We start from the raw sequence: 25095 nt of genomic DNA, 5'->3' as shown, positions 1-25095 counted from the left end.
AACATGAAACGAACCCCGGGGACACTTGCCGGAGCCGTCATGCTCGGGTTTCCGGATGGGGTCGCCTCGGTCAGCGTTGAATGCTACGCTAAACTGATGCTCCTTGCTGTGCGGGATTTCACTCGTTGCTGCGCTTGCCGATCGTATCGCTCACGGCAGCACCGTGGAGTCGATCAATGTTTGCCGGACGAAACGGGTGCGCGTCTGCACGGGGTTCCCGTCTTGCCGCGCGCTCGCCCAGCGCCCTGTCGAGGCCCGCGGTCCGGTGCGACCGATTGGCGGTCGATCGGGAAGGTCGCGTCTGCCGCTCGCGTTGACGGCCGTGCATCGGTGCCCATATACTTTTTTCCGGGACATCCGGCTTTCTTGCCATCCAGCCCCCCTCCTGCAGGACCAAGGTGCAATGAATCGCAGACGGCCGTCTGCGATCCGGGCGTCGGGTGGTGGGGAGTCCGCCGGCGCGCGCAGCGGCCTGACGTCATCGGGGTCCTAACCTGTCAGTGAGGAATGCCCATGCTGTCTTTCGGCCGTGCCTGGCGGCGTTGGTTGCGCCTTGGGTTGCCGCTGATCGTTGTTGCATTTCTCCTCGGTGCCATGGTCGGTCTGCTCGGACGGTTGCCCGGAGCACCCGGCAACCTAAGAGAACTCATGTGGCGCGGTGGCAACCCGCTCAACTGGCTGATGTTCGGCCTCTGGATCTGCTGGCATGGCATCGGTAGTGGACTCATGGCACTGTCCATGCGGCGGTGGCCCGCAGCCGTCCTGCTGTCACCGTTGGTTGCCGTCGCGGTGAGCGTTACCAGCTTCGCCTCTCTGTGCTTGAGCGTCACCCCGGAAAGCCTGCACGACATCCTTGGTGCGCCGGTGTGGACACAGAGTGGCTGGCAGGTCGCCCAGACCCTGCCGCCGGCGGCGCAGCAGGCGATTGCCCTGCACCCGCGGCTGGCGGACTACGTCGAGATGGGTGGCCGCTACATCGGCATCTATGCGCCGATTCCGATCCTGGTCTCGCTCGCCGTGATTCTGCTCGGAAACTATGTTTCTTACGGGCGGCGAGCGCCTGGCGGGCTGCTCCTGCTGGGGATATCCATTGGCATGCTGTGGTTGTGCAAACTGATCGTTGTTGACCATGCGGTGACAAGCAACGTGGTGGAACTGATTGCAAAGAGATCGGCATTTGGCATCCCGGCGATGGCCTGGCTGTACGTGGCGCTATTTGTGCTGGCACTGGGCGCGGCGCTGACCTGGGGATGCATGATCGGGTTGCTGTCGCCACTGCTCGCACTGTTTCTCAGCGTGTTGCTCTTCCCCGTCGGCCTTCTGGCTGCGACACAGGGTCTGGAGATGGCCGTCGAGAAGTACGGTCATCGTTTCTCCGCTCTGCAATTCCTGTTGGCGGGCGATCGGGCTGGTGACTGGTCCGTGGCTGCCACGATTGCCGCGTGGGCCGGCATACAGATTGTCTTCTGTCTGCTGCTTGCGCCGGGTCTGAGACTGACGATACCGGGGTGGCGACCGGCCGCAGGGGCGGCAGGTCCACCTGGGCAAGGCAGCTTCGGGGTGCCAGCAGCATGAAGCTGATCTTTGCAGCGGCAACGCTGCTGATCGTCTATGGTTCGCTTTACCCCTTCGACTTCTCCGCGCTGTCGGCTGTCGACGTGCGCAGCCGGCTGGCCACGCTGGGGTCGTTGCAGTTGACGATGCGCGGTGACATGCTCGGCAACTTCGCCCTCTTCGTGCCGTTCGGTTTCTTCGGATCGCTCGCTTTTCTGCGCCAGGAAGACGATGCGGCGCCAATCGTGAGGCTCGCCGTGGCCGGCCTGGCCCTGGCCCTGGTTCTGCAACTGGGGCAACTGGCCTTGCCGACGCGTGACCCGTCGCTGGTCGATGTCGGGCTCAACGCCATGGGGATCGCGGTTGGCGTGCTGATCGCCCGCATCCCTCGTGTGAGCCGACTGGCTCTGGGCTTGTCGTCGGCACGGAGACTCGATGTTCCCCTGTACCTTGCCGGGATGTGGGTCGTCTCGCAACTCGTGCCACTGGTGCCAACCCTGGACCTGTCGGTCGTCAGGACAGCCTTGAAGCCGCTGCTGCTGCAGCCGGTCGCCTCGATCCCGGAAGCCGTGCTGTATTTCGCGGCATGGCTGGCCGCCCTCCACATGTTGGACCGTCAGTTCCCGGGTACCCGACTGGGCAAGCTGCTGCCGTTTCTGCCGCTCGCGGTACTTGCGCCACAGCCATTCATCGTCAGTGGCGAGATAACACCCGGTGAGGTCGCTGGCAGCGTGGCTGCCGGGCTGGTCTGGCTTGTTGCGCGGTCGTGGTTGAAGCCGATGGCACTTGGCGTGCTGCTGCTGGCGGCGACTCTCGGCTCGAATCTGCTCCCCTGGGAGGCTTCGGTATGGGCGAGAGACTTCCACTGGGTACCCTTCGCGAGCCTCCTCGAAGGAAACATGTCAGCAAACTCGGCGGCGCTGCTGCGCAAACTCTTTCTTTACGGTGGCTCGGTGTGGCTGTTCCGTTCCGGCGGCAGCACGTGGCTGGGGGCGGGCGGCGTTGTCTTCCTGGCTGTCGGCATGCAGGAGGCGGCGCAGATCGTATCGCTGCGGGGCAGCCCCGACATCACTGATCTCCTGCTGGCTGCGATTGCGGCCGGCGGTCTCGCCTCGATCGACAGGCATTCCAGTGCGCGGCCGACGTCAACTGGCCTCCGGGTACCCGCAGCTGTACATCTTCCACCGTCGCCGGCGCCGCCGGCCGTCGGTACACCGGCGCAAAATGATCGCCTCGCCGGCCTGGACGGACTGCGTGCGATTGCGGCGCTGGCCGTCTTCGGCGTGCATTTCAATCAAATGGCGGGGCTGGATGCCAACCTCGGACCGTTCGATCTCGGCCGCTGGCTGGCGAATGGCAATACAGGCGTCGCGCTGTTCTTCGTCCTCAGCGGTTTTCTGCTGTCCATGCCATTCTGGCGTCAGGTGCATGGGTCTGGACCGACGGTCAATGTCGGGAGCTATTTCGTCCGTCGCCTGGCACGCATCCTGCCGGCCTACTACCTGTGTCTGTTCGGTCTGCTTGGCATCATGCTGGCGACTGGGCGCGCACCAAGCATCAACAACGTGCTTTCGCACATCGTCTTTCTCTACAACCTCAACGACTGGAACATCCTCAGCCTGAATGCGCCCTTCTGGACGCTGGCGGTCGAGATGCAGTTCTATCTCGTGTTGCCGTTGCTGATGCTGGGTCTGCGTCGACTTTCTGCCAAGGCTGCCCTGACCGCGGTTTCGTTGCTCGTCGTCGGTACCTATCTGGCAAACTACGGACTGATGTCGTTCTTGCTGGCGCGTGGCCAGTGGCCGATCCAGGTCAGCCTGATCTGGCCCTTTTCGCTTTACATCTCGGGGCCGGGCAGCTTCGTCCTGACCTATTCGACCCTGGCGCATGCGACTTACTTCCTGATCGGCATCGCCACTGCACTGCTCTTCGTGCTCGGCGCGCGTGGCAGCGGTGCCCAATCCTCTGGTGCTGCCGGGTCGCGAGCCGACTGGGCTTTCTGGTCATGCGCCGGAGTGGTGCTGCTGGTACTGAGCACGCCGCTCGACGACATGCTGCAAGCACCCCACGGTCACTACAATTGGCCTTTCGTGCCGCTGCTGCTGGCCGCGATGATCTACGTTACGCCGCGCTCGAGGCTCGCCAGGGGTCTCCTGGAAACCGCTCCCCTGCGTTGGCTGGGCTTGATCTCGTATGGCTTCTACATCTTCCACTATCCGGTCCAGAAGCTTGTCGCGAGACTGCTGGGGCAGGCCGGTCTGTCAATGACCCATTTCTGGTGGTTGTTCGCGGCGCTGAGTCTGGCTGGATCAATGGTGGTCGCGGCGCTGTCCTTCGGCCTTCTGGAGCGGCCGGTGATGCGCCTGGTGAGCGGCCGGGGGCGGGACGTGGTGCGGCAGCCACCCCTTGGCGAGGCGCCTGGAATGGTCGCGCTGCGCACTCAGCCGGGAAATTCGCCCGTACCGGGCGCTGACTGGAGGCAAATCACGGTGCAGTTTCGTGGCCGGCAACTGGCGGCACTGCGCGAGATCGCGAACGCGCAACGGGTCAGTCTGTCCGCGGCCGCGCGCCATCTGCTGACGATGTATATCGCGGATCATGCCGCGCTGGCGGCATCGCTACCGTCGCAGGCAGCGGTCGACGCGGACGCTGACAACAACCAGGCTGAGGTCTGTCGGGTCAACATCCGGAGCCGGCAACACGAATTCCTGCTGCACGCTGCGCAGCGACTGGGTTGCAGTGTCGACATTTTCTTTGGCCTGATCGTGGATCACCAGCGAAGGCCTCAGAGGCAGCAGCCAAGCGGCCGGTCGTCGGAGCAAGGCACTTGAGGCTGCCGCTGGCACCACTGTGTCGTCCCTGACCATATCGTGGTCCGGGAAGATGGCCTCGGACATTCTACCTTGGCCTTCTGCCGTCACGATTGCAGCGGTCCAGGGTGCTTTGCAGCAGCGGCGAAGCGGGCTCCCTTCACTGCCGTAGCCGGGCAAAGGCGCTGGCCATTGCGCTGGCCGGTTCGGGTTGCTTCTGCTGGCGCTGCCGTACTCGTCCGGAGGGTATCGCTGCCGCCATCTCCGCCACACCGGGTGGCTCGTCTGCGAGGCGCATGCTGAGCGCGATGCGTTTCCTTGCGAGGTCGACTTCGAGCACCTTGACCGTCACCACGTCGCCGGCCTTGACGACCGACCGCGGATCCTTGACGAAACGCTCGGCGATCGCCGAGATATGGACCAGGCCATCCTGATGGACGCCGAGGTCGACGAAGGCGCCAAAGTTGGCGACGTTGGTGACGACGCCTTCGAGAATCATTCCCGGTTGCAGGTCCTTGATCGTCTCGACACCTTCCCGGAAGGACGCAGTGCGGAACTCGGGACGTGGGTCGCGACCCGGCTTCTCGAGTTCGCGGATGATGTCGGCGACGGTGGGCAGGCCGAAGCGACCGTCGATGTACTTCTCGGGTTGCAGTGCCCGCAGGGTCTTCGCGTCACCGATCAGCTCGCCGATGCTGCGGCCCGTGTCGGCGAGGATTCGCTGGACCACGGGATAGGCTTCCGGATGGACTGCCGATCGATCCAGTGGATTGTCCCCGCCGTGGATGCGCAGGAAGCCGGCAGCCATTTCGAAAGTCTTCTCGCCGAGTCGCGGCACCTGCCGCAGTTCCTGGCGGTTGCGAAACGGGCCGTGGCGGTCGCGGTGGGCAACGATGTTCGCCGCCAGGGTCGTGCTGAGTCCGGAGACGCTCGCCAGCAGTGGCACCGATGCCGTGTTCACCTCGACGCCGACGGCGTTGACGCAGTCCTCGACGACGGCATCGAGCGCCCTGGCCAGCCGGCTCTGGCTGACGTCGTGCTGGTACTGGCCAACGCCAATTGCTTTCGGATCGATCTTCACCAGCTCGGCGAGCGGATCCTGCAGGCGGCGGGCGATCGACACCGCGCCACGCAGGCTGACGTCGAGCTCCGGGAACTCGCGCGAGGCGTACTCCGAGGCCGAATAGACCGAAGCACCGGCTTCCGACACGACGACCTTGCGCAGCCCCATTTCCGGATGGCGGCGGATGAGTTCGGCGACCAGGCGGTCGGTCTCGCGTGAGGCGGTGCCGTTGCCGATGCTGATCAGGTCGATCCGATGGCGCTGCGCGAGCAGCGCCAGAACGTGCAGCGCGCCATCCCAGTCGCGCCGGGGCTCGTGCGGGTAGATGGTGGCGCTGGCGAGCAGCTTGCCGGTGGCGTCGACGACGGCGACCTTGACGCCGGTGCGCAGCCCTGGATCGAGGCCCATCGTCGGCCGCTGGCCGGCCGGGGCGGCAAGCAGGAGGTCGTGCAGGTTGCTGCCGAAGACGCGAATCGCTTCCTTCTCGGCACGCTCGCGCAGCGCCGCCAACAACTCCGTCTCCAGGTGCAGCGAGATCCTGATTCGCCAGGCCCAGCGGACCGTTTCGGCGAGCCATGCGTCACTTGCCCGTCCCCGATCCGCAACGCCGAAATGCTGTGCGATGCGGCTCTCGCAGGGATTGCGCATGCCGGCCCGGGTCGGATCCAGGTCGCTGTCAAGCAGCAGGCTGAGTTGCAGCAGCCCTTCGTTGCGGCCACGGAAGAGTGCCAGGGCGCGATGCGAGGGGATCGCGAGCAGCGCCTCCGAGTAGTCGAAGTAGTCCTGGAACTTGAGAGCTTCGCTTTCCTTGCCGCTGACGACGGTCGCCTTCAGGTGCCCGTGCTCCTCGAAGTGGCGGCGCAGTTCGCCGAGCAGTGCGGCATCCTCGGCAAAGCGTTCCATCAGGATCTGGCGCGCGCCATCGAGGACGCTGCGAACGTCGGCGAAACCCGCGTCAGGGTTCAGGTAACGGGCGGCTTCGGCTTCCGGTGAGTGCGTCGGCGCCCCCAGCAGCAGTTCGGCGAGCGGGGCGAGGCCGGCCTCGCGGGCCAACCGTGCCTTGCTGCGTCGCTTCGGCTTGTACGGCAGGTACAGGTCTTCCAGGCGCTGCTTGCTCTCGGCGGCGATGACCTCGCCCGCCAGTTCGGTTGTCAGCCTGCCCTGCTGGTCGATCGACGCAAGGATGCTGCTGCGCCGCTCTTCAAGCTCGCGCAGGTAGCGCAGCCGCTCTTCAAGCAGCCGCAACTGGCAGTCGTCGAGGCCGCCACTGGCCTCCTTGCGGTAGCGGGCAATGAAGGGCACGGTGGCAGCGTCGTCGAGGAGGGCGGCCACGGCGAGAACTTGGTGCGGGCGGCAGCCGATCTCGTCGGCGATTCTTTCTGCGATCAGGTGGGGGACATCTCGATCTTCGAAGCGAAGCATGGGCTCTGCGGGCCTTGGTTGGTTGACGGTGGAGCGAGCAGGTCGCTGCGGATGCGCCCTGCGACTGCACCCGGCGACGATCGGAAGACGCCCGGAAACGGTCAGTGCTGCCGATACGTGCCTGGCCGGGCTCCCACGGCGCTGCCGGCGGTGCCGCGAAACAGCGCGAACTATGCAGAATCGTGCAGCAAAACTCAAGGCGGCTGGCTTGTGCCCCGGCGGCGACCGGCAGTGAAGACGATTTGCCGCAGAGCCGGGAAAAAGGTTAAATTTGCTCCTTTGGGCGGTTGCATCTCGCAGTACGTTGGGGGGTAAGCGATGAAGATTGATCTCGAACGCTTTGGGCTCAAGGATGTGCCGGTCGATCCGCAGACCGTCTTCACCTTCGCGGTGGGTCCTGCAGGCTTTCCCGACTGCCGGCGCTTCACCTTCTTCCATGAGGAAGGGCCGCAACCGGCAGTCTTCTGGCTGCAGTCGCTGGACGATGTAGCAGTTGCCTTCCCGATCGTTGCTCCCGAGACGCTGGACCTCGAGTACGAGATCGAACTGTCCGACGAGGACTGCGCCGAGCTCGAACTGGAGCGTCCCGAGGACGCGGCGGTGGTGATCATCGTCTACCGCGGTGCGGCCGACGGAGGCGCGATTGGCGCCAACACCCGCTCGCCGATCATTCTCAATCTGCAGCGGCGCCGGGCGATGCAAAAGATTCTGCAGGAGGTTCATCCGACCCTGCTCTATCGCGCGCGTTGACTCGAAGCCAGATGTCGACCGGCCACCTGTGAGGCCGGTGGCGCTCGCGTGAGCGGGCCGGCTTTGCAGCCGCAGGCTGCGCCGGTGCTGTACACGGCGTCGGCAGGCTTTCGTCGACCCCCGCCCTGCTGACCGGATGGAGGTTCCCGCATTGAGGTTCTGTCATCGCCTGCCGTTTCTGCTGCTGCTCTGCGCATCGGTTGCCGGTGCCGAGGCAGCCTTGCCCGTCGGCAAGGTCAAACGACTCGAAGGCAGGGTGAACCTGGAGCGTGCCGGGATCACGCTGCCGGTGCAGGTGGGCAGCCCGGTGCAGGTCGGCGACCGGGTTCGTACCGGCGTTGACGGCGCAGTGGGCATCACGCTTGCTGATGACACCCTGCTCACCGCCGGGCCGAACAGCACGCTGTTGATCAACGACTTCCGCTTCGACCCGACGACACGCGAAGGCAACATGCTGGCTACCCTGTTGCAGGGTACGCTGAGTGTGGTGACCGGTCTGCTTGCCCGGCAGACTCCCGAGAACGTGCGCTTCAGGACACCCAACGTCGTTCTCGGCATCAGGGGCACCGAATTCATCATCGAAGCCCGTGGGGAGGGCGATTGAGCCGCGTCCGGATCGGCCACTTGGTTCTCTGGCTGACGCTGGCCGGCTGTTCGCGGGTGACCGATCACGTCGTGCTGCTGCCCGGGCCGGACGGTCACGTCGGCGCGCTTTCGGTGACGGCTGCCAGTGGCGAGATCCTGCTCGCCGAACCCTACAGTGGCGTCGATGTTCGCGGTGGCACGCCGAGCAGGCTCACCAGCAGTCCGCGCATGGTGCGCGAGTCCTATGGCCGGCTGCTCGACATGCAACCGGCGCGCCCGCGCATCTACGTCATTCACTTCGAGACTGGAACGACCGTCCTGACACCCGAGTCGCGCAGCAAGTTGCCGATCATTCGCGACGAACTCGCCAGGCTGCCGTCGGCGGAGGCGATCGTCATCGGCCACACCGACCGGGTGGCAAACTCCGCGGTCAACGACCGGCTGTCGCTGCGCCGCGCCGAGGCGGGGCGTGAACAATTGATCCGGGCCGGCGTTGCGCCGGATTCGATCAGCGTCGTCGGTCGCGGCGAACGCGATCCGGTCGTTTTCACCGAGGACGGGGTAGCCGAGCCGCGCAATCGCCGTGTCGAGATCAAGCTTCGCTGACTTCGCGGCGACAGTCGGACGGGGCCTGTCACCTGCCGTCTGGCGCGGCGTGCTTGGGCTGCTGCTGCTCGGCGTGCTCCTGGCGCACAGTCTGCGCTGCTTCGAGATCGGCGCGCTGCACCGACTCGATGCCGCCCTGTACGATGCCCGCGTGCGCTGGTTCGCGCAGGCGCCGGTCGACAGCAGCATCGTCATCGTCGATATCGACGAGCGCTCGCTGGCGGAACTCGGACGCTGGCCGTGGAGCCGTGCGCGGCTGGCCGATCTGGTCGAGCGCATGTTTTCCGACTACGGCGCGCTGCTGGTCGGGCTCGACCTCATCCTCGCGGAGGCCGACGAGAGCTCCGGGTTGCCGGTGTTGGAGGCGCTGGCACGCGGACCCCTGCGGCAGAACGCTGCCTTTCGCTCAGTGGTCGACGACCTGCGGCCGTTGCTCGACAACGACGCGCGGCTCGCCGAAGTCCTGCGCCGACATCCGGTGGTGCTCGGTTTTCATCTGTCGAGCGGTGTGGCTGCGACCACGAGCGGTGCCCTGCCGCCCGCGCTGCCGATCGGCGCTGCCGAGCTCGCGCGGGCCGCGGGGTTGACCGACTGGCCGGGCTACGGTGGCAACCTGCCGGTGTTGCAGCGGGCAGCCGCGGGCGGCGGCTTCCTCGGTGCCCCGGTCGATCCCGATGGCGTGGTCCGCCGCGGCTGGTTGTTGGCGCAGCATGCGGGGCAGGTCCACGGTGCGCTGCCGCTGGTCATCGCGCATTTGCTCCTTGGCGGTCCGGCGCTGCGGCTGCACTTCACCGAGCCGCTTCCCTGGCTGTCCGCTTCGCCATCGCTGGTTGCCATCGAGTTGTCCAGCAGTCGTGGTTCGCGACTCATCGAGGTCGATCGACAGGGGACCGTGCTGCTGCCGTTTCGTCGGGTGGCGGACGGCTTTCGCCATCACTCGGCGGCCGATGTCGCCGCCGCCCGGCTGCCCGCCGACGCTCTACGTGGGCGGATCGTTCTCCTTGGCGGCAGTGCCGCAGGCTTGCTCGATCAGCGTGTGACGCCGGTCAACGAGGCTCTGCCGGGAGTCGAGGTGCATGCCAACCTGCTCGCCGGGCTGCTGGCCGGCAAACTGCCGCATGCGCCAGCGTGGGCGACGCTTGTCGAAGCGGCCGTGCTCTCGCTTCTCGCCCTGATTCTGTTGCCGCTGTTGCCTCGACTGTCACCACCGGCAGCGGTCGGCCTTACGCTCGTACTCGTGCTGGTACTGGCCGTCCTCAACCTCCTGGCCTGGGCGACTGCCGACCTGGTTCTGCCGGCTGCTGCGAGCCTCTGTCTGCTGACCCTGCTGCTGGCGCTGCAACTGTTCTTTGGCTCGTTCATCGAGTCGCGCGCGCGTCGTCGGCTGGCGGTGCTGTTTGGCCAGTACGTTCCTCCCGAACTCGTTGATGAGATGAGCCGTGATCCGGAGCGCTACGACATGCGCGGTCGCAATGCCGAGTTGACGGTGCTCTTCGCAGACGTCCGCGGCTTCACGACGATTGCCGAGCAGATGCCGGCTGGCGAGCTGGCAGCGATGATGAACGAGTACCTGTCGGCGATGACCGATGTCATTCGAGCGCACCGTGGTACTCTGGACAAGTACGTCGGTGACGCCATCGTCGCCTTCTGGGGCGCACCGGTCGCCGACCCGCTGCATGCGCGCCACGCGGTGGCAGCTGCCCTGACGATGCAGGCGGCACTGCCGGCCCTCAATCAGCGGTTGGCAATGCGTGGCTGGCCCGTTCTGCGGATCGGCATCGGGATCAACAGCGGCACGATGGTCGTCGGCGACATGGGCTCGCGCCATCGACGCGCCTACACGGTCCTCGGCGACGCCGTGAACCTGGCGGCACGCCTGCAGGGACTGTCGACGCACTATGATGCCGGGGTGATCATCGGTGAGGCGACGCGACAGGAACTGGGCGACTGGCCGTGCCGCGAACTTGACCGCGTGGCGGTTCGCGGCCGTGCGGCGCGGGTGACCATCCACGAACCACTGGCCGGCTGAGCGCCGAGAGGGGGCGCGGACGTCGCCATTCGCGAGGCGGCGAGGCCGTCGGTGGGCGGCAACTGCGACAGCGATCTCACACGCCCGGCGAAGGAGCTAAAGGTGGGGCGTTTTCTGCCGTTCCACTGATGATGAAGAGCGCTGAAGCGACGATGAGGAGACGACGATGCGGGGACTGGCGTGGAGAATGCGTGCTGCGATGCTGTTATTGGTGCTGCTCACTGCCGGGGCGGGCTGGTTCGGTCATTCGGTCCTTGGCGGCGGCATGCAGGGCTGGCTGCCGGCAGCAGGACTGCTGCTGCTCGCCACAGTCACCATCGCCGTGGTGCTCGAGCGGGATCTCCTGGGCCGTCTGCAGGGACTGCGTGCGGTGATCGCGGGGACCTACGCCGATGGCGACCTGACCAGGCGTGCAGCCGCCAGCGGCCGTGACGAGCTGGCGCTGGTCGCTGCCGACTACAACCGCCTGATGGATAGCTTCGCCATCATCGTCGGCAAGCTGTTGTTCAACTCTATCGAAGTCGGCAACGCTTCACAGCAGCTGATCGGTGATGCGCGGCGGGTGGCTGCCGGATCGAACCAGCAGCGGGACGCCGCGCTGGCTACCGCCGGCGAGATGTCGAACCTGACGCTGCAGATGAACGAAGTCGGCGGCAAGGCCAGCGAAACCGCGGGCATCGCCGAGCGATCGAACAGCCTGTCCAGAGAGGGCATGTCGATTGCTGGCAAGGCGTCGGCAGAGATGGAGCAGATCGCGGCCTCGGTGAGCCAGTCGGCGGCCGTGGTCGGTGCGCTCGGCGAACGTTCGCGAGCCATCAGCGGCATCGTCCAGACGATTCGCGAGATCGCCGATCAGACCAATCTGCTGGCCCTCAATGCGGCCATCGAGGCGGCGCGGGCGGGTGAGCACGGGCGTGGATTCGCCGTCGTCGCCGACGAGGTGCGCAAGCTTGCGGAACGGACGTCGCAGGCGACCGGCGAGATCAGCCAGATGATTGCCGCCATTCAGGGCGAGACGCAGTCGGCAATCGCCAGCATCGAAGCCGGCAGCGGTCAGGCGCGCAAGGGTGCCGAGCTTGCCCGGCAGGCGGCGCAGGCGCTCGACGGCATCAACAGCGGGGCGCGACAGACACTGGAGAAGGTTGAGGCGATCGCCGCGGCAGTCAGTCAGCAGACGCGCGCCGGCGAGAGCATAGCCGAGCACGTGGGCAACATCAGGCTGATGGCCGAGGCCAACAGCAGGGTGACCGAGCAGACGTTGCTGGCGGTGGACCACGTCGAGTGCCTGGTGGAAAACCTGAAGGAAGTCGGAAATGTATTCAGGCTGGGGGTGGCCGGCGAGCGCGCCGTCGCTGTCCACGCCCGCATGCCCGACATCGTCACCGAGGCGGCACGGGCCGTCGGCGCGCTGCTCGACGGCGCTGTCGACGGCGGCAGGATCGGCCTTGACGATCTGTTCGACGACCGCTATCAGCCGTTGCCGAACACGCGACCGCAAAAGTACCGAACGCGCTTCGACCAGTTCACCGATCAGGCAGTGGCGCCGCTGCAGGAGCAACTGCTGGCGCAGCACCAGTGTCTGGTCTACGCCATCTGCATCGACCGCAACGGCTATGTGCCGACGCACAACCGGGCCTTCTCGCATCCTCTGAGCGGTGACGAGAAGGTTGATTTCGTTCGCAACCGTACCAAACGCATTTTCGACGACCCGGTGGGGAGGCGCTGTGGCGGTCATGAGCATTCGTTCCTGCTGCAGACCTATCGCCGCGATACGGGTGAGCTGATGCACGACATTTCGGCTCCGATCTACGTCAAGGGACGTCACTGGGGTGGCTTCCGGATTGGCTACCGGACCGAGGTGTGAAGCTGACAGGACTCACCACCGGTGTGACAGGCTGCCTTGGCGTAGCGATGACGATTCGATTAAGATGTCGGCGACCCGATCGCCGCGGGCTCCTGCAAGAGGAAGACGTATGTCGGATTTGTTGAAAAACATCGATGCCCGGACCAAGCTGGCCGGAACCAACAAGCTGGAGATCCTGCTCTTCTCGCTCGGCACCGATGCGCGCACCGGTCGTCGCGAGACCTTCGGCATCAATGTCTTCAAGGTGCGTGAAGTGATGCGCACGCCGCCGATCACGGCAGCTCCCGAGATGCCGCCCTCGGTCGAGGGGATGGTCAGCCTGCGCGGTGCGCTGGTGCCGGTCGTCGACCTCGCGCGCTATGCCGGGGTCGATACGCAGACGCCCCGCTCGATCATGATCATCACCGAATATGCAGGCCACACGCAGGGCTTTCTGGTCGAGGGTGTCGATACCATCCTGCGCCTCGACTGGGGGCAGATGCGGGTGCCGCCTGCCATGCTGCTGGCCGAACTCGGCGGTCTGGTGACTGCCGTCACCGAACTGCCGGACGGTCGCCTGGTGATGATGATGGATGTCGAGAAGATCCTCTCGGAGACCACCAACTACGACGACGAGATCGTCTACCGCAACATCAAGCCACTCGACAATCCGCGTCTGACGGTCTTCTTCGCTGACGACTCGTCGGTTGCGCGCAAGCAGATCGAGCGTACACTGGGGGCGATGGGAGTCAAGTACGTTGCCGCGATCAATGGTCTTGATGCCTGGCTGGAGCTGGAGAAGATGGCTGCTTACGCGCAGGCCTCTGGGCAGGCAGTCACCGACCTGATCAGTCTGGTCCTGACGGATATCGAAATGCCGGAGATGGACGGCTACATCCTGACGAAGAAGATCAAGTCCGACCCGCGTTTTGTTGGCGTACCGGTGATCATGCACTCGTCGCTGTCGGGAATGTCGAACCAGCAGCTTGGCAAGTCCGTTGGTGTTGACGAGTATGTGCCGAAGTTCGAACCGCAGCGGCTGTCGGAGACGCTGACGCGCAGGCTGCAGGGCGGCGGCGTGCCGGCGCTGCCGTCCTGCTGAGCGCCTGACCTCACTGGAGCGATAGGATGGATTTGGCAGAAAGGAAGAACCTGCTCGACGGCGTTGACGCACGGACCCGGCTCGCCGGCTCGAACAAGATGGAGATCCTGCTCTTCTCGCTGGGAACGCGAGAGACCTTCGGCATCAACGTCTTCAAGGTGCGCGAGGTCGGACGGACGCCACCGATCACCAGAACGCCGAACATGCCGCGCGGCGTGGAAGGACTGATTTCGCTGCGCGGCAACGTCATTCCCGTGCTCTCGCTGATTTCCTTTCTCGAGCACCGCGAGCATCGGGACGAGTACGGCAGGACCATGATGGTGGCCGAGTATTCCAAGCGGACCCTTGGATTTCTCGTGCATGAAGTGGACCGGATCATCCGCGTGGACTGGGAGAAGGTCAGGGCTCCGGAGAATCTCCTGTCGACCAATCAGGGACTGATCACCGCCGTCACCGAACTGGACGATGGCAAGCTGGTATCGATTCTCGACGTCGAACAGATCCTCGCCAACGCCTTTGGCGAGGCGATCATCGTCGACATTCCGCCAGCCAACGTCGATCAGGAGGTCAGCATCTTCTTCGTCGACGACTCGGTCGTTGCCCGGCGCAAGATCACCGAGGTGCTGGACAAGCTCGGTGTGCGGCACAAGCACGCGACCAATGGCGCCGAAGCCTGGAGTCGCCTGCAAGCCATTGCGGCGCATGCCGATCAGAGTGGTGGCAGCCCATTGCGCGACGAAATCCGGCTGATCCTGGTCGACGCCGAGATGCCGGAGATGGATGGCTACGTTCTCACCAGAAACATCAAGGGGGATGCCCGGTTTACGGGTATTCCGGTGGTGATGCATTCGTCGCTTTCCTCGCAGGCCAACCACGCGATGGGCAAGGCCGTCGGTGTCGATGCCTATGTTGACAAGTTTGACGCAGAGGTTCTGGCCGATACCCTGCGTCCTCTGCTCGAGCGCTGAGCGAACAAACGGAGTCAAGGATGGCTGATCCGAAGATGAGGATTCTGGTGGTGGACGATTTCTCGACGATGCGGCGCATCGTCAGGAATCTGTTGAAGGAACTCGGTTTCGCCAACGTCGACGAGGCCGAGGATGGCGCGGTGGCTTTGCAGAAGCTCAACCACGGCGGCTTCGAGTTCGTCGTTACGGACTGGAACATGCCGAACATGGATGGCCTGCAACTCCTGCAGGCGATCCGCGCGTCGGCGACGCTGAAGCACCTGCCGGTGCTGATGATCACCGCCGAGGCGAAGAAGGAGAACATCATTGCCGCCGCGCAAGCGGGGGCCAGCGGGTACATCGTCAAGCCGTTCACGGCGGCGACGCTGGCCGAGAAGCTGCAGAAGATCTTCGACAGGATGGGGGGCTGAGATGAATGGAGGCGACACCGCCGGCGATTCACGCGAACTTGAGGCGCTGTTCGACAGCATCGCTTCGGGAATCGCCACCACCAGCCGAGCCGTACCACCCGCTGCACCCAGGCCTGCGGCATCGCTGCTGCAGCAGTTGCGCGAAGGTGACGGCGCGGACGACAGTGACGAGTTGCAGGCGCTCTTCGACTCCGTGCGGGCAGCGCAGGCGGCCACGGCTGCGCCAGAGGCAACGGCGGCGGGATGGCGGGGACAGGATCGGGTGTTCCAGCGCGTCGGCCAGATGGCCCGCCAGTTGCATGACACGCTGGGCCAACTGGGTTACAGCGAATTGCTTGAGAGCACTGTCAGTGCCATTCCGGATGCCAGGGAGCGGCTCAACTACGTCGCCACGCTGACCGAGCAGGCTGCCTGCCGGGTACTCAACGCGACGGACATCGCCAACCCGTTGCAGGAGCAACTGGAAGCGGCCTCGGCGGCACTGGCGACCCGCTGGGATGCGTTGTTCGCCAACCGGATGGCTGTCGACGATTTCAGGCTTCTGGCCGAGGAGACCCGCTCCTTCCTCAAGCACGGCTTGCCGGCGAAGACCGAGGCAACCAAGGCGCAACTGCTGGAGATCATGATGGCCCAGGACTTCCAGGATCTCACCGGCCAGGTGATCAAGAAGATTCTCCAGGTGGCGCACGAACTGGAGAAACAGCTGATGGAAGTGCTGATCGAGATCCTGCCCGGTGAGCGGCGTACCGAGTCGGTCAACAGCCTCCTCAACGGGCCCGTGATCAACCCGGACGGCCGCGCCGACGTCGTCGCCTCACAGCAGCAGGTTGACGAGCTGCTCGGCAGCCTGGGTTTCTAGGAGGTTCGCGATGAGCGATTTTGCGGGGATGGAAGACCTGCTGCAGGATTTCCTGCAGGAAGCCGGTGACCTGCTGTCGGATGTCGACAACAAGCTCGTCGATCTTGAGCGGAGTCCCGACGATGTGCGTCTGCTCAACGACATCTTTCGCGGTTTTCACACGATCAAGGGCGGCGCAGGCTTCCTCAATGCCGGCGAGCTGGTGAAGCTTTGCCACCTGACCGAGAACCTGTTCGACAAGCTGCGGAACGGCGAGAAGGGGCTGACGCCGGCGCTGATGGACACCATCCTGGCAGCCACGCAGTGTGTGCGCCAGATGTTCGGCGAGATCGCCCAAGGCAGGCAGCCGACTGCGGCTGCGGCGGAAGTCACGGCCAATCTGCAGAGCGCGTTGGCGCCAGCGGCCGATCCCGTTGCACCGCCACCGGCTGCCGTTGGGCTGCCCCAAGTCAAGCCTGGCGGCGCGCCAGCTGCGGCAGACAGTGGCGATCAGGGTCCGGATTGGCAGGCACTGCATGCGGTGTTCAGCGGGCAGGCCAGCGCCAGTGTGCCGGCTGTTGCGGGCAAAACCGAGACCATGGACGTCAGCAAGGAGGGGGGCGAGGTTGAGCTGTCGCAGCTGCAGCCGCACTTTCCGCCCGAGGGGCGTCGCAGCTCGGACAGGCCGGGAGCCGCTGCCAGCGCCGCGCCGTCGGGGCGCCGCGCCGACGAAAGGGCGGCAGCGCGCGAAACGACCATCCGTGTGGACACTGCGCGCCTTGACCAGGTGCTCAATCTGTCCGGGGAGATCGGCCTGACCAAGAACCGGTTGACCAGCCTGCGGGCCGACATTCTGGCCGGGCGAACGGATTCGGAGACGTTGCAGGCGCTCGATCAGGCCGTCAGCCAGCTCGACCTGCTGGTGTCCGACCTGCAGAACTCGGTCATGAAGACGCGCATGCAGCCAATCGGCCGCCTTTTCCAGAAGTATCCCCGGATCGCGCGCGACCTCGCCAGACAACTGGGCAAGGATGTCGAACTGGCGCTGATCGGCGAAGAGACCGAGGTCGACAAGACGATGATCGAGGACCTGGCCGACCCTCTTATCCACCTGATACGCAATGCGGTCGATCATGGTGTCGAGCCGCCCGAGGAACGGCGCGCCGCAGGCAAGCAGGCGAAGAGCGTCATTCGTCTCGAAGCGCGTCAGGAGGGTGACCACATTGTCCTGATGATTGCCGATGACGGGCGTGGGATGAGTCCCGATCGCATCCGCGCGAAGGCGGTCGAGAAACAGATCATCAGCGAGGAAGAAGCGAACACGCTCGATGACAGGCAGAGCCTCAACCTGATCTTCCTGCCGGGTTTTTCGACGATGGCCAAGGCTTCCGCCGTGTCCGGTCGCGGCGTCGGCATGGACGTCGTGAAGACCAACATCCAGAAACTCAATGGGTCGATCGAGATCCGTTCCGAGCCCGGCAAGGGTTCGGTCTTCGTCATCTCGCTGCCGTTGACGCTGGCCATCCTGCCGGTTCTTCTCGTCCTCCTTGGCGACCAGCCTTTTGCCTTGCCGCTGTCGCTGGTGCGGGAAATCCTGCCAATCGACCACGAACGAATGCAGGAGGTGGGCGGCAAGGAAACGCTGGTGGTGCGCGGCGAGATTCTGCCGGTCATTGCCCTCGCACGCCTGCTCGGGTGGCCGCAACTGCGGCGGCCCGAGTTCGGCGTCCTCATGCAGACTGCCGAGCGCAGCTTCATTCTGGCGGTAGACAACTTCGCCGGACGCGATGACGCTGTGATCAAGGCGCTCGATGACTTCCGCCCGCGCGGAGTGGCAGGAGTGACGACGCTGTCGAATGGTCAGATCGTTCTCATTCTGGACATGAAGGAGCTGTTGTCCGATCTTGCGGCCAATGGTGAGCGAGACACGCGGGCGCCGGCGCCGCGGCCACTGGAACTGCTCGTCTAACGGTCGGGCCACTGTCGACGGATTCCATCAAGGGGGCGCAAGCCCCCTTTTCTTTTGGTGCGCCCAGCATGGGCGCACTCTTGCGGGTGCAAGTCCCGCCGTAAGTTGATCACAGCGAACGAAGCGAAGCGCAACTGCCTGAGGGCGACCGATGGTGGGAAGGAAGCGTGGAGCGAAACTGCGAGCCGATGAACAAGAACCGGATGGAAGGCGCTGCCGAGCAGGGCGAGCGGGCCAGAGACCGCGAAGCTCTGGTGATCAAGGCGAGGTGGCGTAGATTCGGCGGCTGTGCAGGGAAGGAGTGCGTTCTTACCCGTGGAGCTCTCGCCTTATGGCTGAAAGGCCGACGGAGACAAGCCGGAGCGAGAAGTCAGCAGAGGCCATGGTAGCCGCCGGTAGCGGGCGAAGGGTCGAACGAGTAGGAGGGCCGACGGCCATGTTGCTTGGAAGTGCAATGCATCAGAAGCTCGGGCAACCGGGGCGCAAGGCGGGAGGGCGAGGTGAAGCCAAGCCCGAAGCGTTGCGTGATGAAGCACGGCCGGCGCGACAGGGACTCGAAGGTTCAGGCGAGATGACCTGCTCACGCAGGCGCTCGCGAGCGCGAACATGGTAATGGCGTGGAAACGCGTCAAAGCCAATCGCGGGAGTGCTGGGGTGTGGATGGACGGACGATTGTCGAGACGGCGGCGTACCTGAGAACGCACTGGCCGGGGATTCGGGAGGCACTACTGAACGGCAGCTACCGGCCTGAGCCGGTGCGGCGCGTACAGATTCCGAAGACCGGTGGCGGGATGCGGGAATTGGGGATTCCGACGGTGACGGATCGGCTGATCCAGCAAGCCCTGCTGCAGGTCTTGCAGAGCCGATGATTGATCCGACGTTCTCCGAATACAGCTTCGGCTTCCGACCCGGACGCCGTGCGCACGACGCCGTGCTCACGGCGCGGCGCTACGTGCAGGACGGTTACCGGATGGTGGTCGATGTCGATTTGGAGAAGTTCTTCGACCGGGTCAATCACGACATTCTGATGGAACGGTTATCGAGGCGAATCGACGACAAGGCCGTGCTGCGGCTGATTCGTCGTTACCTTGTGGCCGGCATCATGGATGGCGGCGTGGTCATGCAGCGGTACGAGGGGACGCCGCAAGGCGGCCCGCTGTCGCCGCTGCTGGCTAATGTGTTGCTTGACGAGGTGGATCGTACGCTGGAAACGCGTGCTCATCGGTTCGTTCGCTATGCCGACGACTGCAATGTATATGTGCGCAGTCGGCAGGCCGGTCAGCGGGTACTCACTGGGCTGCGCCGACTCTATGAGCAACTTCACCTGAAGGTGAATGAAGCCAAGACGGCGGTTGCACCGGCATCTGGTCGCAAGTTCCTGAGCTTTAGCTGCTGGTATGGTCCAGGTGGCCAAGTGAAATGCCGGGTTGCCGACAAGGCAAAAGAAACCTACAAGCAACGCATCCGACAACTGACGCGTCGCTCGGGCGGGCGTAGCCTGCCGGACGTAGTGGAACGGCTCCGGACTTACATGCCGGGCTGGAAGGGATACTTTCAGCTTGCGCAGACGCCGAAAGTGTTCCGCGAACTCGACGAGTGGTTGCGTCACCGGTTGCGTGCTCTGCAACTCAAGCACTGGCGTCGGGGTACGACGATGTATCGGGAATTGCTGGCGTTGGGTGCTGCCAAGCCGGATGCCCATCGGATCGCCGCAAACAGCCGTTGATGGTGGCGTAACAGCTGCTTCGCGCCGAATCGTGTGATGCCGATCGCTTACTTCGACCGACTCGGCGTGCCGCGTCTCTCATGACCTCAACTACTTGAACCGCCCGGTGCGGACCCGCATGCCGGGTGGTGTGGCAGGGGAACGGTCAGGTACTCTGACCGCCCCTATGCCGATTGGCGCCATCAGCCTGCTGCAGCGTTCCTTTCAGGCGGGGCGCCGCCTGCTTCCTCGAGCTGCTGCAGGGTCCACATCTGCGCATAGGTGCCCGCTGCGTCAAGCAGCTGCTGGTGCGTTCCGCGCTCGACGATGCGGCCGGAATCCATGACCAGGATCTCGTCGGCGTTCATGATCGTCGACAGGCGGTGCGCGATAACCAGCGTCGTGCGGCCGCGAGCGGCGCTGTCGAGGCTCGCCTGGATCGCCTTTTCGGTCTTCGAGTCGAGGGCTGAGGTCGCCTCGTCGAAGATAAGCACGGGCGGGTTCTTGAGCAGGGCACGGGCGATCGCGACACGCTGCTTCTCGCCACCCGAGAGCTTCAGCCCCCGCTCGCCGACGCGGGTTTCGTAGCCCAGTGGTAACTGCTCGATGAAGGGCGCCAGCTGTGCCGCCGCCGCGGCTGCGAGAACCTGCTCGCGCCTGGCCTGCGGGTTGCCGTAGTGAATGTTGTAGTAGATGCTGTCGTTGAAGAGCACGGTGTCCTGCGGCACGATCCCGATTGCCGCACGCAGACTGGCCTGGGTGAGTTGGCGCAGATCCGTGCCGTTGACCAGGATGGCGCCGCCGCTGACATCGTAGAATCGGTAGAGCAGGCGCGCGAGCGTAGACTTTCCCGACCCGGATTCGCCGACGACGGCGACCGTCCTGCCGGCGGGAATCGAAAAGCTCACTTGGTGCAGAATCCGGCGGTTGGCCTCGTAGGAGAAATCGACCGCTGCGAAGCGGATCGCCACCGGTCCGTCGTCGAGCCTGACGGCAGTCGGGGAGTCGGCGATCTCGCGGTTTACCGCCAGCAGGTCGAAGAGCCGCTCGATGTCGGCGAGCGCCTGCCGGATCTCCCGGTAGACCACGCCGAGGAAGTTCAGTGGCATGTAGAGCTGGATGAGGAAGGCGTTCACCAGAACCAGGTCGCCGATCGTCATGCTGCCGTCGACGACGCCGCTGGCTGCTCGCCACATCATCGCCGTCACGCCCAGAGCGATGATTCCCTGCTGTCCCAGGTTGAGCCACGAGAGCGAGATCTGGCTGCGCGTTGCCGCATCCTCCCACAGTTGCATCTGCTGGTCGTAGCGCCGGGCCTCGTAGTCCTCGTTGTTGAAGTACTTGACGGTCTCGTAGTTCAGCAGGCTGTCGATCGCCCGCGTGTTGGCTGCCGAGTCGGTCTCGTTGAGCCTGCGGCGCAGCGTGATCCGCCAGTTGCTTATCATCACCGTGAAGATGACGTAGGCGGCCAGCGACCCGATCGTGATCAGTGCGAGCGCGACGTCGTAGCGCAGCAGCAGGATCGTGAGAACGATGCTGATCTCGATCAGCGTGGGCAGAATCGAGTACAGCGTGTAGCTGATCAGACTGGAGATCGCCCGGCTGCCGCGTTCGATGTCGCGCGAGACGCCTCCAGTCTGCCGTTCCAGATGAAAGCGCAGCGACAGTTCGTGCAGGTGACGGAAGACCTCGAGCGCGATGCGACGCACGGCGTGCTGGGTGACGCGGGCAAAGAGAATCTCACGCAACTCTGCGAACAACGACGCAGAGAAGCGCAAGGCACCGTAGAGCAGGAGGAGCACGGCGGGCAGAACGACCATCTGCTGCGTACTGCTGAGATCGTCGATCATCTCCTTGAAGATCAGCGGCACGCCAACGTTGGCGATCTTGGCGCCCACCAGGCAGGACAGGGCCAGCACGACCCGCCATTTGTGCTGCCAGAGATAGGGAAGCAGCCTGCTGAGGGTCGCTGCGAGGTGCGTATCGGCAGCCGTCGGCCTGTCGGCAACCGGGTAGGGTGAAGCGGTGCGGCGCATCGGCAGCGGGCTCGATCTGGTCAATGACCCCCGCAGTATGCCCTGTTGTGTTTCATCATCTCAAGCCGCAGCCGCTCGGGCGAAAAAAGGGCTTGCATTCCGGGCTCTTCGGCCCTAACATTAAAACGAACGTTTGAACGAATGCCGCTGCCCCTGGGCGCCGGCAACCGCAGCCCAGCGCCTTTCGGGGACCAGCCATCCGATGTCCGAACAGAAGACCAACAGTGATACCCGCGACCGGATCCTCGATGTCGCAGAGCGCCTGTTCATGGAGAACGGCTACGAGGCGACCTCGATGCGCATGATCACCGGGGCGGCCGAAGTCAATCTGGCAGCGGTCAATTACCACTTCGGCTCGAAGGAGGCGCTGCTGCGCGAGGTCTTCAGGCGTCGTCTGGGATGGCTCAATCGGAATCGCCTGCAGGCTCTTGATCGACTCGAGGCGCAGGCGGGCGGTGGGCCGCTGAAGCCTTCGCAAATCCTCGAGGCATTCTTCGGCACCCTGCTGCGCATGGGTGAGGACAGGGCACTGGGCGGGATGACCTTCCTGCGGCTTCTCGGTCGCACGCTGACCGAGCCCGCCGAGTTCATCCGCACCTTCTTTGCCGGCGAGTATGCCGAAGTGATCGACCGCTACAAGCAGGCGCTGTACCGGGCGTTGCCCGACGTACCGCAGGCCGAAATCGTCTGGCGCCTGCATTTCATGCTCGGCGCCATGTCCTATGCGATCGCCGGCACCGACGTCCTGCGGGTGGTCACCGGTGTGGAACTCGATGATCTGGCGGGCGAGCGACCCGTTCCGGACGACGATACGGTCCTGGCCAGGCGGCTGGCGCAGCGACTGATGCCCTTCCTGCTCGGCGGCCTGCGGGCGCCGCTGCCGCAGTTCGACGAGCCAGCAGGAAGCCAAAAAGAGCTGCCGACCAAGGCGGCCAGAGAAAGCAGAACCCAGATCTAGAACCCAAGACCAATGACAGGAGAAGCAGCCATGATCGCGACGATCATCTGGAGTGTAATCGGTATCACGCTGGCGAGCCTGGCCGTGCTGTTCGGTGTGCGTTCCCTGCGACGGGCGCTCGTCAGCCGGCCGATCTTCAGAACCTACAAGCGGATTCTGCCGCAGATGTCGGAAACCGAGCGGGTTGCGCTCGAGGCCGGCACCGTCTGGTGGGACGGCGAACTGTTCCGTGGCGATCCGGACTGGAAGAAGCTGCTCGCCTATCCGGTGCCGCAGCTGACGGCGGAGGAGCAGTCGTTCATGGACAACGAGGTCGAGCAGGCCTGTGCGCTGGTCGACGACTGGCAGGTGACCAGCGAACTCCATGACCTGCCGGCGGATGCCTGGCAGTACATCAAGGACAAGGGCTTCCTGGGCATGATCATTCCGAAGCGCTACGGTGGACTGGAGTTCTCGGCCTACGCGCACTCGCAGATCGTCACCAAGCTGTCGACCCGCTGTTCGGCGCTGTCGGTGTCGGTGATGGTTCCCAATTCGCTGGGGCCAGCCGAGCTGCTGCTGCATTATGGGACCGAGGCACAAAAGAGCCATTACCTGCCGCGCCTGGCGAAGGGACTGGAGATTCCCGCTTTCGCGCTGACCAGCCCGTGGGCGGGCTCCGATGCCGGTTCGATTCCGGATGTCGGCATCGTCTGCAAGGGGACGTGGCAGGGCAAGGAGGTCCTCGGCATGCGGGTGACTTGGGACAAGCGCTACATCACGCTCGGGCCGGTATGCACCATCCTCGGTCTGGCCTTCCACCTCTACGATCCGGACGGCCTCCTCGGCGGCAAGAAGCACGTTGGCATCACCTGTGCGCTGGTTCCACGCGACACCCCTGGCGCGGAGATCGGGCGCCGGCATTTTCCGCTCAACGCCATGTTCATGAACGGTCCGACCCGTGGCAAGGACGTCTTCATGCCGCTCGACTATGTGATCGGCGGGCCGGCGATGGTCGGCCAGGGCTGGCGGATGCTCATGGAGTGCCTGGCTGCTGGCCGTTCGATCTCGCTGCCATCGTCCAATACCGGCATGGCGCAACTGACTGCACGCACTGTCGGTGCCTACGCGCGCGTGCGCAGCCAGTTCAAGATGGCGATTGGTCGCTTCGAGGGTGTCGAGGAACCGCTGACCCGGATTGGCGCCTATACCTACATGATGGATGCAGTGCGCAAGATGACCGCCGGCGCCATCGACCTCGGCGAGAAGCCTTCCGTCGTCTCGGCGATCGCCAAGTACCACGTCACCGAACGCGCCCGCCAGGTTGTCAATGACGGTATGGACATCGTCGGTGGCAAGGGTATCTGCCTCGGCCCTTCGAACTTCATCGGCCGGGCTTACCAGCAGATCCCCATCGGCATCACCGTCGAGGGCGCCAACATCCTGACGCGCAGCATGATCCTCTTCGGCCAGGGAGCCATCCGCTGCCATCCGTACGTGCTGAAGGAAATGAAGGCGGCGTTCAACCCTGATGCGCAAGAGGGTCTGCATGACTTCGACCGCGCCCTTTTCGGCCACGCCGTGTTCACTGCCCGGCACGCCTTCAGCGCCTTGCGCAAGGGGCTCACGGGTTCGCACTTTGTCTCCGTTCCCGCCAACGTGGCTCCGGAAACGCGGCGCTACTACCAGCAGTTGACCCGTTTCTCGTCGGCCTTTGCCTTCCTCGCCGACATCTCGATGCTGGTGCTCGGTGGCGAACTCAAGCGTCGCGAGAAGCTGTCGGCGCGCCTCGGCGACATCCTTTCCATGCTCTACCTGTGCTCGGCGACGCTCAAGCGCTATGAGTCCGAAGGCCGCCAGCAGGCCGACGCGCCGCTGATGCACTGGGCGATGTGGGACGCCATGTACAAGGCGCAGATGGCTTTCGACGGTGCCATCGCCAACTTCCCGGTACGCTGGATCGGCCGCCTGCTCTACCGCATGGTGTTCCCGCTGGGCCATCCCTACGATGTGCCATCGGACCGCATCGGCCACCGCGTGGCCAAGCTCCTGATCGAGCCTTCGGCCGCCCGCGACCGCCTGACCGCCGAAGCCTATCTGCCGAAGGGAGAGTCGGAGGCCGTCGGTGCCCTCGAACTCGCGCTGTTGGCGACGATCGAGGCCGAGCCGATCGAAGCGAAGATCCGCAACGCCGAGAGGAAGGGTCTGCTGGTCGACAATCCCGACGCCAATGTGCGTGATCTGGCCCATGCCGCGTTCGCTGCCGGCATCGTCACGCCCGCCGAGTACGCGGTCCTGAAGCGGCGCAACGAGTTGCGCGACATCGTCATTCACGTTGACGATTTTCCACACGATCTCGGTCGCGCGCAGCAGAAGCCGCTGCTGCACAAGGCCGCCGCCTGAAGCGATGGCTGACGCCGCAGCGCGCTGTCGGGAGGCGGACTTCCGGCAACGCACTGCTGCCAGAG

Annotated in this window: 16 protein-coding genes and 1 pseudogene; 15 read left to right on the top strand and 2 right to left on the bottom strand. The window is 64.7% G+C overall.

Annotated features, from left to right (window positions below; genetic code table 11):
* The first annotated feature begins 681 nt into the window (after nucleotides 1–681).
* Entirely contained in the window at nucleotides 682–1575 is an 894-nt protein-coding gene (locus HT579_20800; protein QKS31147.1) for a hypothetical protein, read from the top strand.
* A complete protein-coding gene (locus tag HT579_20795) occupies nucleotides 1572–4385 on the top strand; it encodes an acyltransferase (protein QKS31146.1) in 2814 nt (937 codons plus the stop codon). The genes HT579_20800 and HT579_20795 overlap by 4 nt, the downstream gene beginning before the upstream one ends.
* 139 nt (nucleotides 4386–4524) lie before the next feature.
* On the opposite strand, the gene HT579_20790 is transcribed toward HT579_20795, so the two are convergent.
* Nucleotides 4525–6849, bottom strand: a complete 2325-nt coding sequence (locus HT579_20790) for an RNA-binding transcriptional accessory protein (protein ID QKS31145.1) — start codon at nucleotides 6847–6849, stop codon at nucleotides 4525–4527.
* A gap of 318 nt (nucleotides 6850–7167) precedes the next feature.
* On the opposite strand from HT579_20790, the gene fliW reads away from it, so the two are divergent.
* From fliW to ltrA, 11 genes and pseudogenes are all read left to right on the top strand, one after another.
* Entirely contained in the window at nucleotides 7168–7599 is a 432-nt protein-coding gene (fliW, locus tag HT579_20785) for a flagellar assembly protein FliW (GenBank protein QKS31144.1), read from the top strand.
* 136 nt (nucleotides 7600–7735) lie between these two features.
* Nucleotides 7736–8203, top strand: coding sequence for a FecR domain-containing protein (locus HT579_20780; GenBank protein QKS31143.1), 468 nt, complete (start codon nucleotides 7736–7738; stop codon nucleotides 8201–8203).
* Complete coding sequence (locus HT579_20775; protein QKS31142.1) at nucleotides 8200–8790, top strand: OmpA family protein; 591 nt, start codon at nucleotides 8200–8202, stop codon at nucleotides 8788–8790. The genes HT579_20780 and HT579_20775 overlap by 4 nt, the downstream gene beginning before the upstream one ends.
* 49 nt (nucleotides 8791–8839) lie before the next feature.
* A complete protein-coding gene (locus tag HT579_20770; GenBank protein QKS31141.1) occupies nucleotides 8840–10819 on the top strand; it encodes an adenylate/guanylate cyclase domain-containing protein in 1980 nt (659 codons plus the stop codon).
* Nucleotides 10820–10985: 166 nt separating this feature from the next.
* A complete protein-coding gene (locus tag HT579_20765) occupies nucleotides 10986–12683 on the top strand; it encodes a methyl-accepting chemotaxis protein (protein ID QKS31140.1) in 1698 nt (565 codons plus the stop codon).
* Nucleotides 12684–12792: 109 nt separating this feature from the next.
* The gene (locus HT579_20760) at nucleotides 12793–13764 is read left to right on the top strand and encodes a chemotaxis protein CheV (GenBank protein QKS31139.1); all 972 of its coding nucleotides are present in this window, start codon (nucleotides 12793–12795) and stop codon (nucleotides 13762–13764) included.
* A 26-nt stretch (nucleotides 13765–13790) separates the two neighbouring features.
* Nucleotides 13791–14732, top strand: coding sequence for a chemotaxis protein CheV (locus HT579_20755; GenBank protein ID QKS31138.1), 942 nt, complete (start codon nucleotides 13791–13793; stop codon nucleotides 14730–14732).
* Between the two features lie 20 nt (nucleotides 14733–14752).
* On the top strand, nucleotides 14753–15142 hold the full coding sequence (cheY, locus tag HT579_20750; GenBank protein ID QKS31137.1) for a chemotaxis protein CheY: 390 nt from the start codon (nucleotides 14753–14755) through the stop codon (nucleotides 15140–15142).
* Nucleotide 15143: 1 nt separating this feature from the next.
* Nucleotides 15144–16001 carry a protein phosphatase CheZ gene (gene cheZ, locus HT579_20745; GenBank protein ID QKS31136.1) on the top strand — a complete coding sequence of 286 codons (858 nt, stop codon included), beginning with the start codon at nucleotides 15144–15146 and terminating at the stop codon, nucleotides 15999–16001.
* A gap of 10 nt (nucleotides 16002–16011) precedes the next feature.
* Nucleotides 16012–17949: a chemotaxis protein CheA gene (locus HT579_20740; protein QKS31135.1), complete on the top strand. Its 1938-nt coding sequence runs from the start codon at nucleotides 16012–16014 to the stop codon at nucleotides 17947–17949.
* A 606-nt stretch (nucleotides 17950–18555) separates the two neighbouring features.
* Nucleotides 18556–19759 (top strand): annotated as a pseudogene (gene ltrA / locus HT579_20735) (group II intron reverse transcriptase/maturase).
* Nucleotides 19760–19857: 98 nt separating this feature from the next.
* Here the strand turns inward: ltrA and HT579_20730 are convergent.
* Nucleotides 19858–21690: an ABC transporter ATP-binding protein/permease gene (locus tag HT579_20730; protein ID QKS31745.1), complete on the bottom strand. Its 1833-nt coding sequence runs from the start codon at nucleotides 21688–21690 to the stop codon at nucleotides 19858–19860.
* Nucleotides 21691–21892: 202 nt separating this feature from the next.
* Between HT579_20730 and HT579_20725 the strand changes: the two genes are divergently transcribed.
* Together HT579_20725 and HT579_20720 are read left to right on the top strand one after the other, a co-directional pair.
* Nucleotides 21893–22648 carry a TetR/AcrR family transcriptional regulator gene (locus tag HT579_20725; GenBank protein ID QKS31134.1) on the top strand — a complete coding sequence of 252 codons (756 nt, stop codon included), beginning with the start codon at nucleotides 21893–21895 and terminating at the stop codon, nucleotides 22646–22648.
* A 30-nt stretch (nucleotides 22649–22678) separates the two neighbouring features.
* Nucleotides 22679–25030 (top strand): acyl-CoA dehydrogenase, encoded by a 2352-nt coding sequence (locus HT579_20720; protein ID QKS31133.1) that lies wholly within the window; start codon nucleotides 22679–22681, stop codon nucleotides 25028–25030.
* Nucleotides 25031–25095 lie beyond the last annotated feature (65 nt).

Source organism: Candidatus Accumulibacter similis, from assembly GCA_013347225.1.
GTDB classification, from domain to species: Bacteria; Pseudomonadota; Gammaproteobacteria; order Burkholderiales; family Rhodocyclaceae; genus Accumulibacter; species Accumulibacter similis.
Note: the sequence above shows the minus strand (reverse complement) of the source record. Positions and strands in the feature narration are given on the sequence as shown.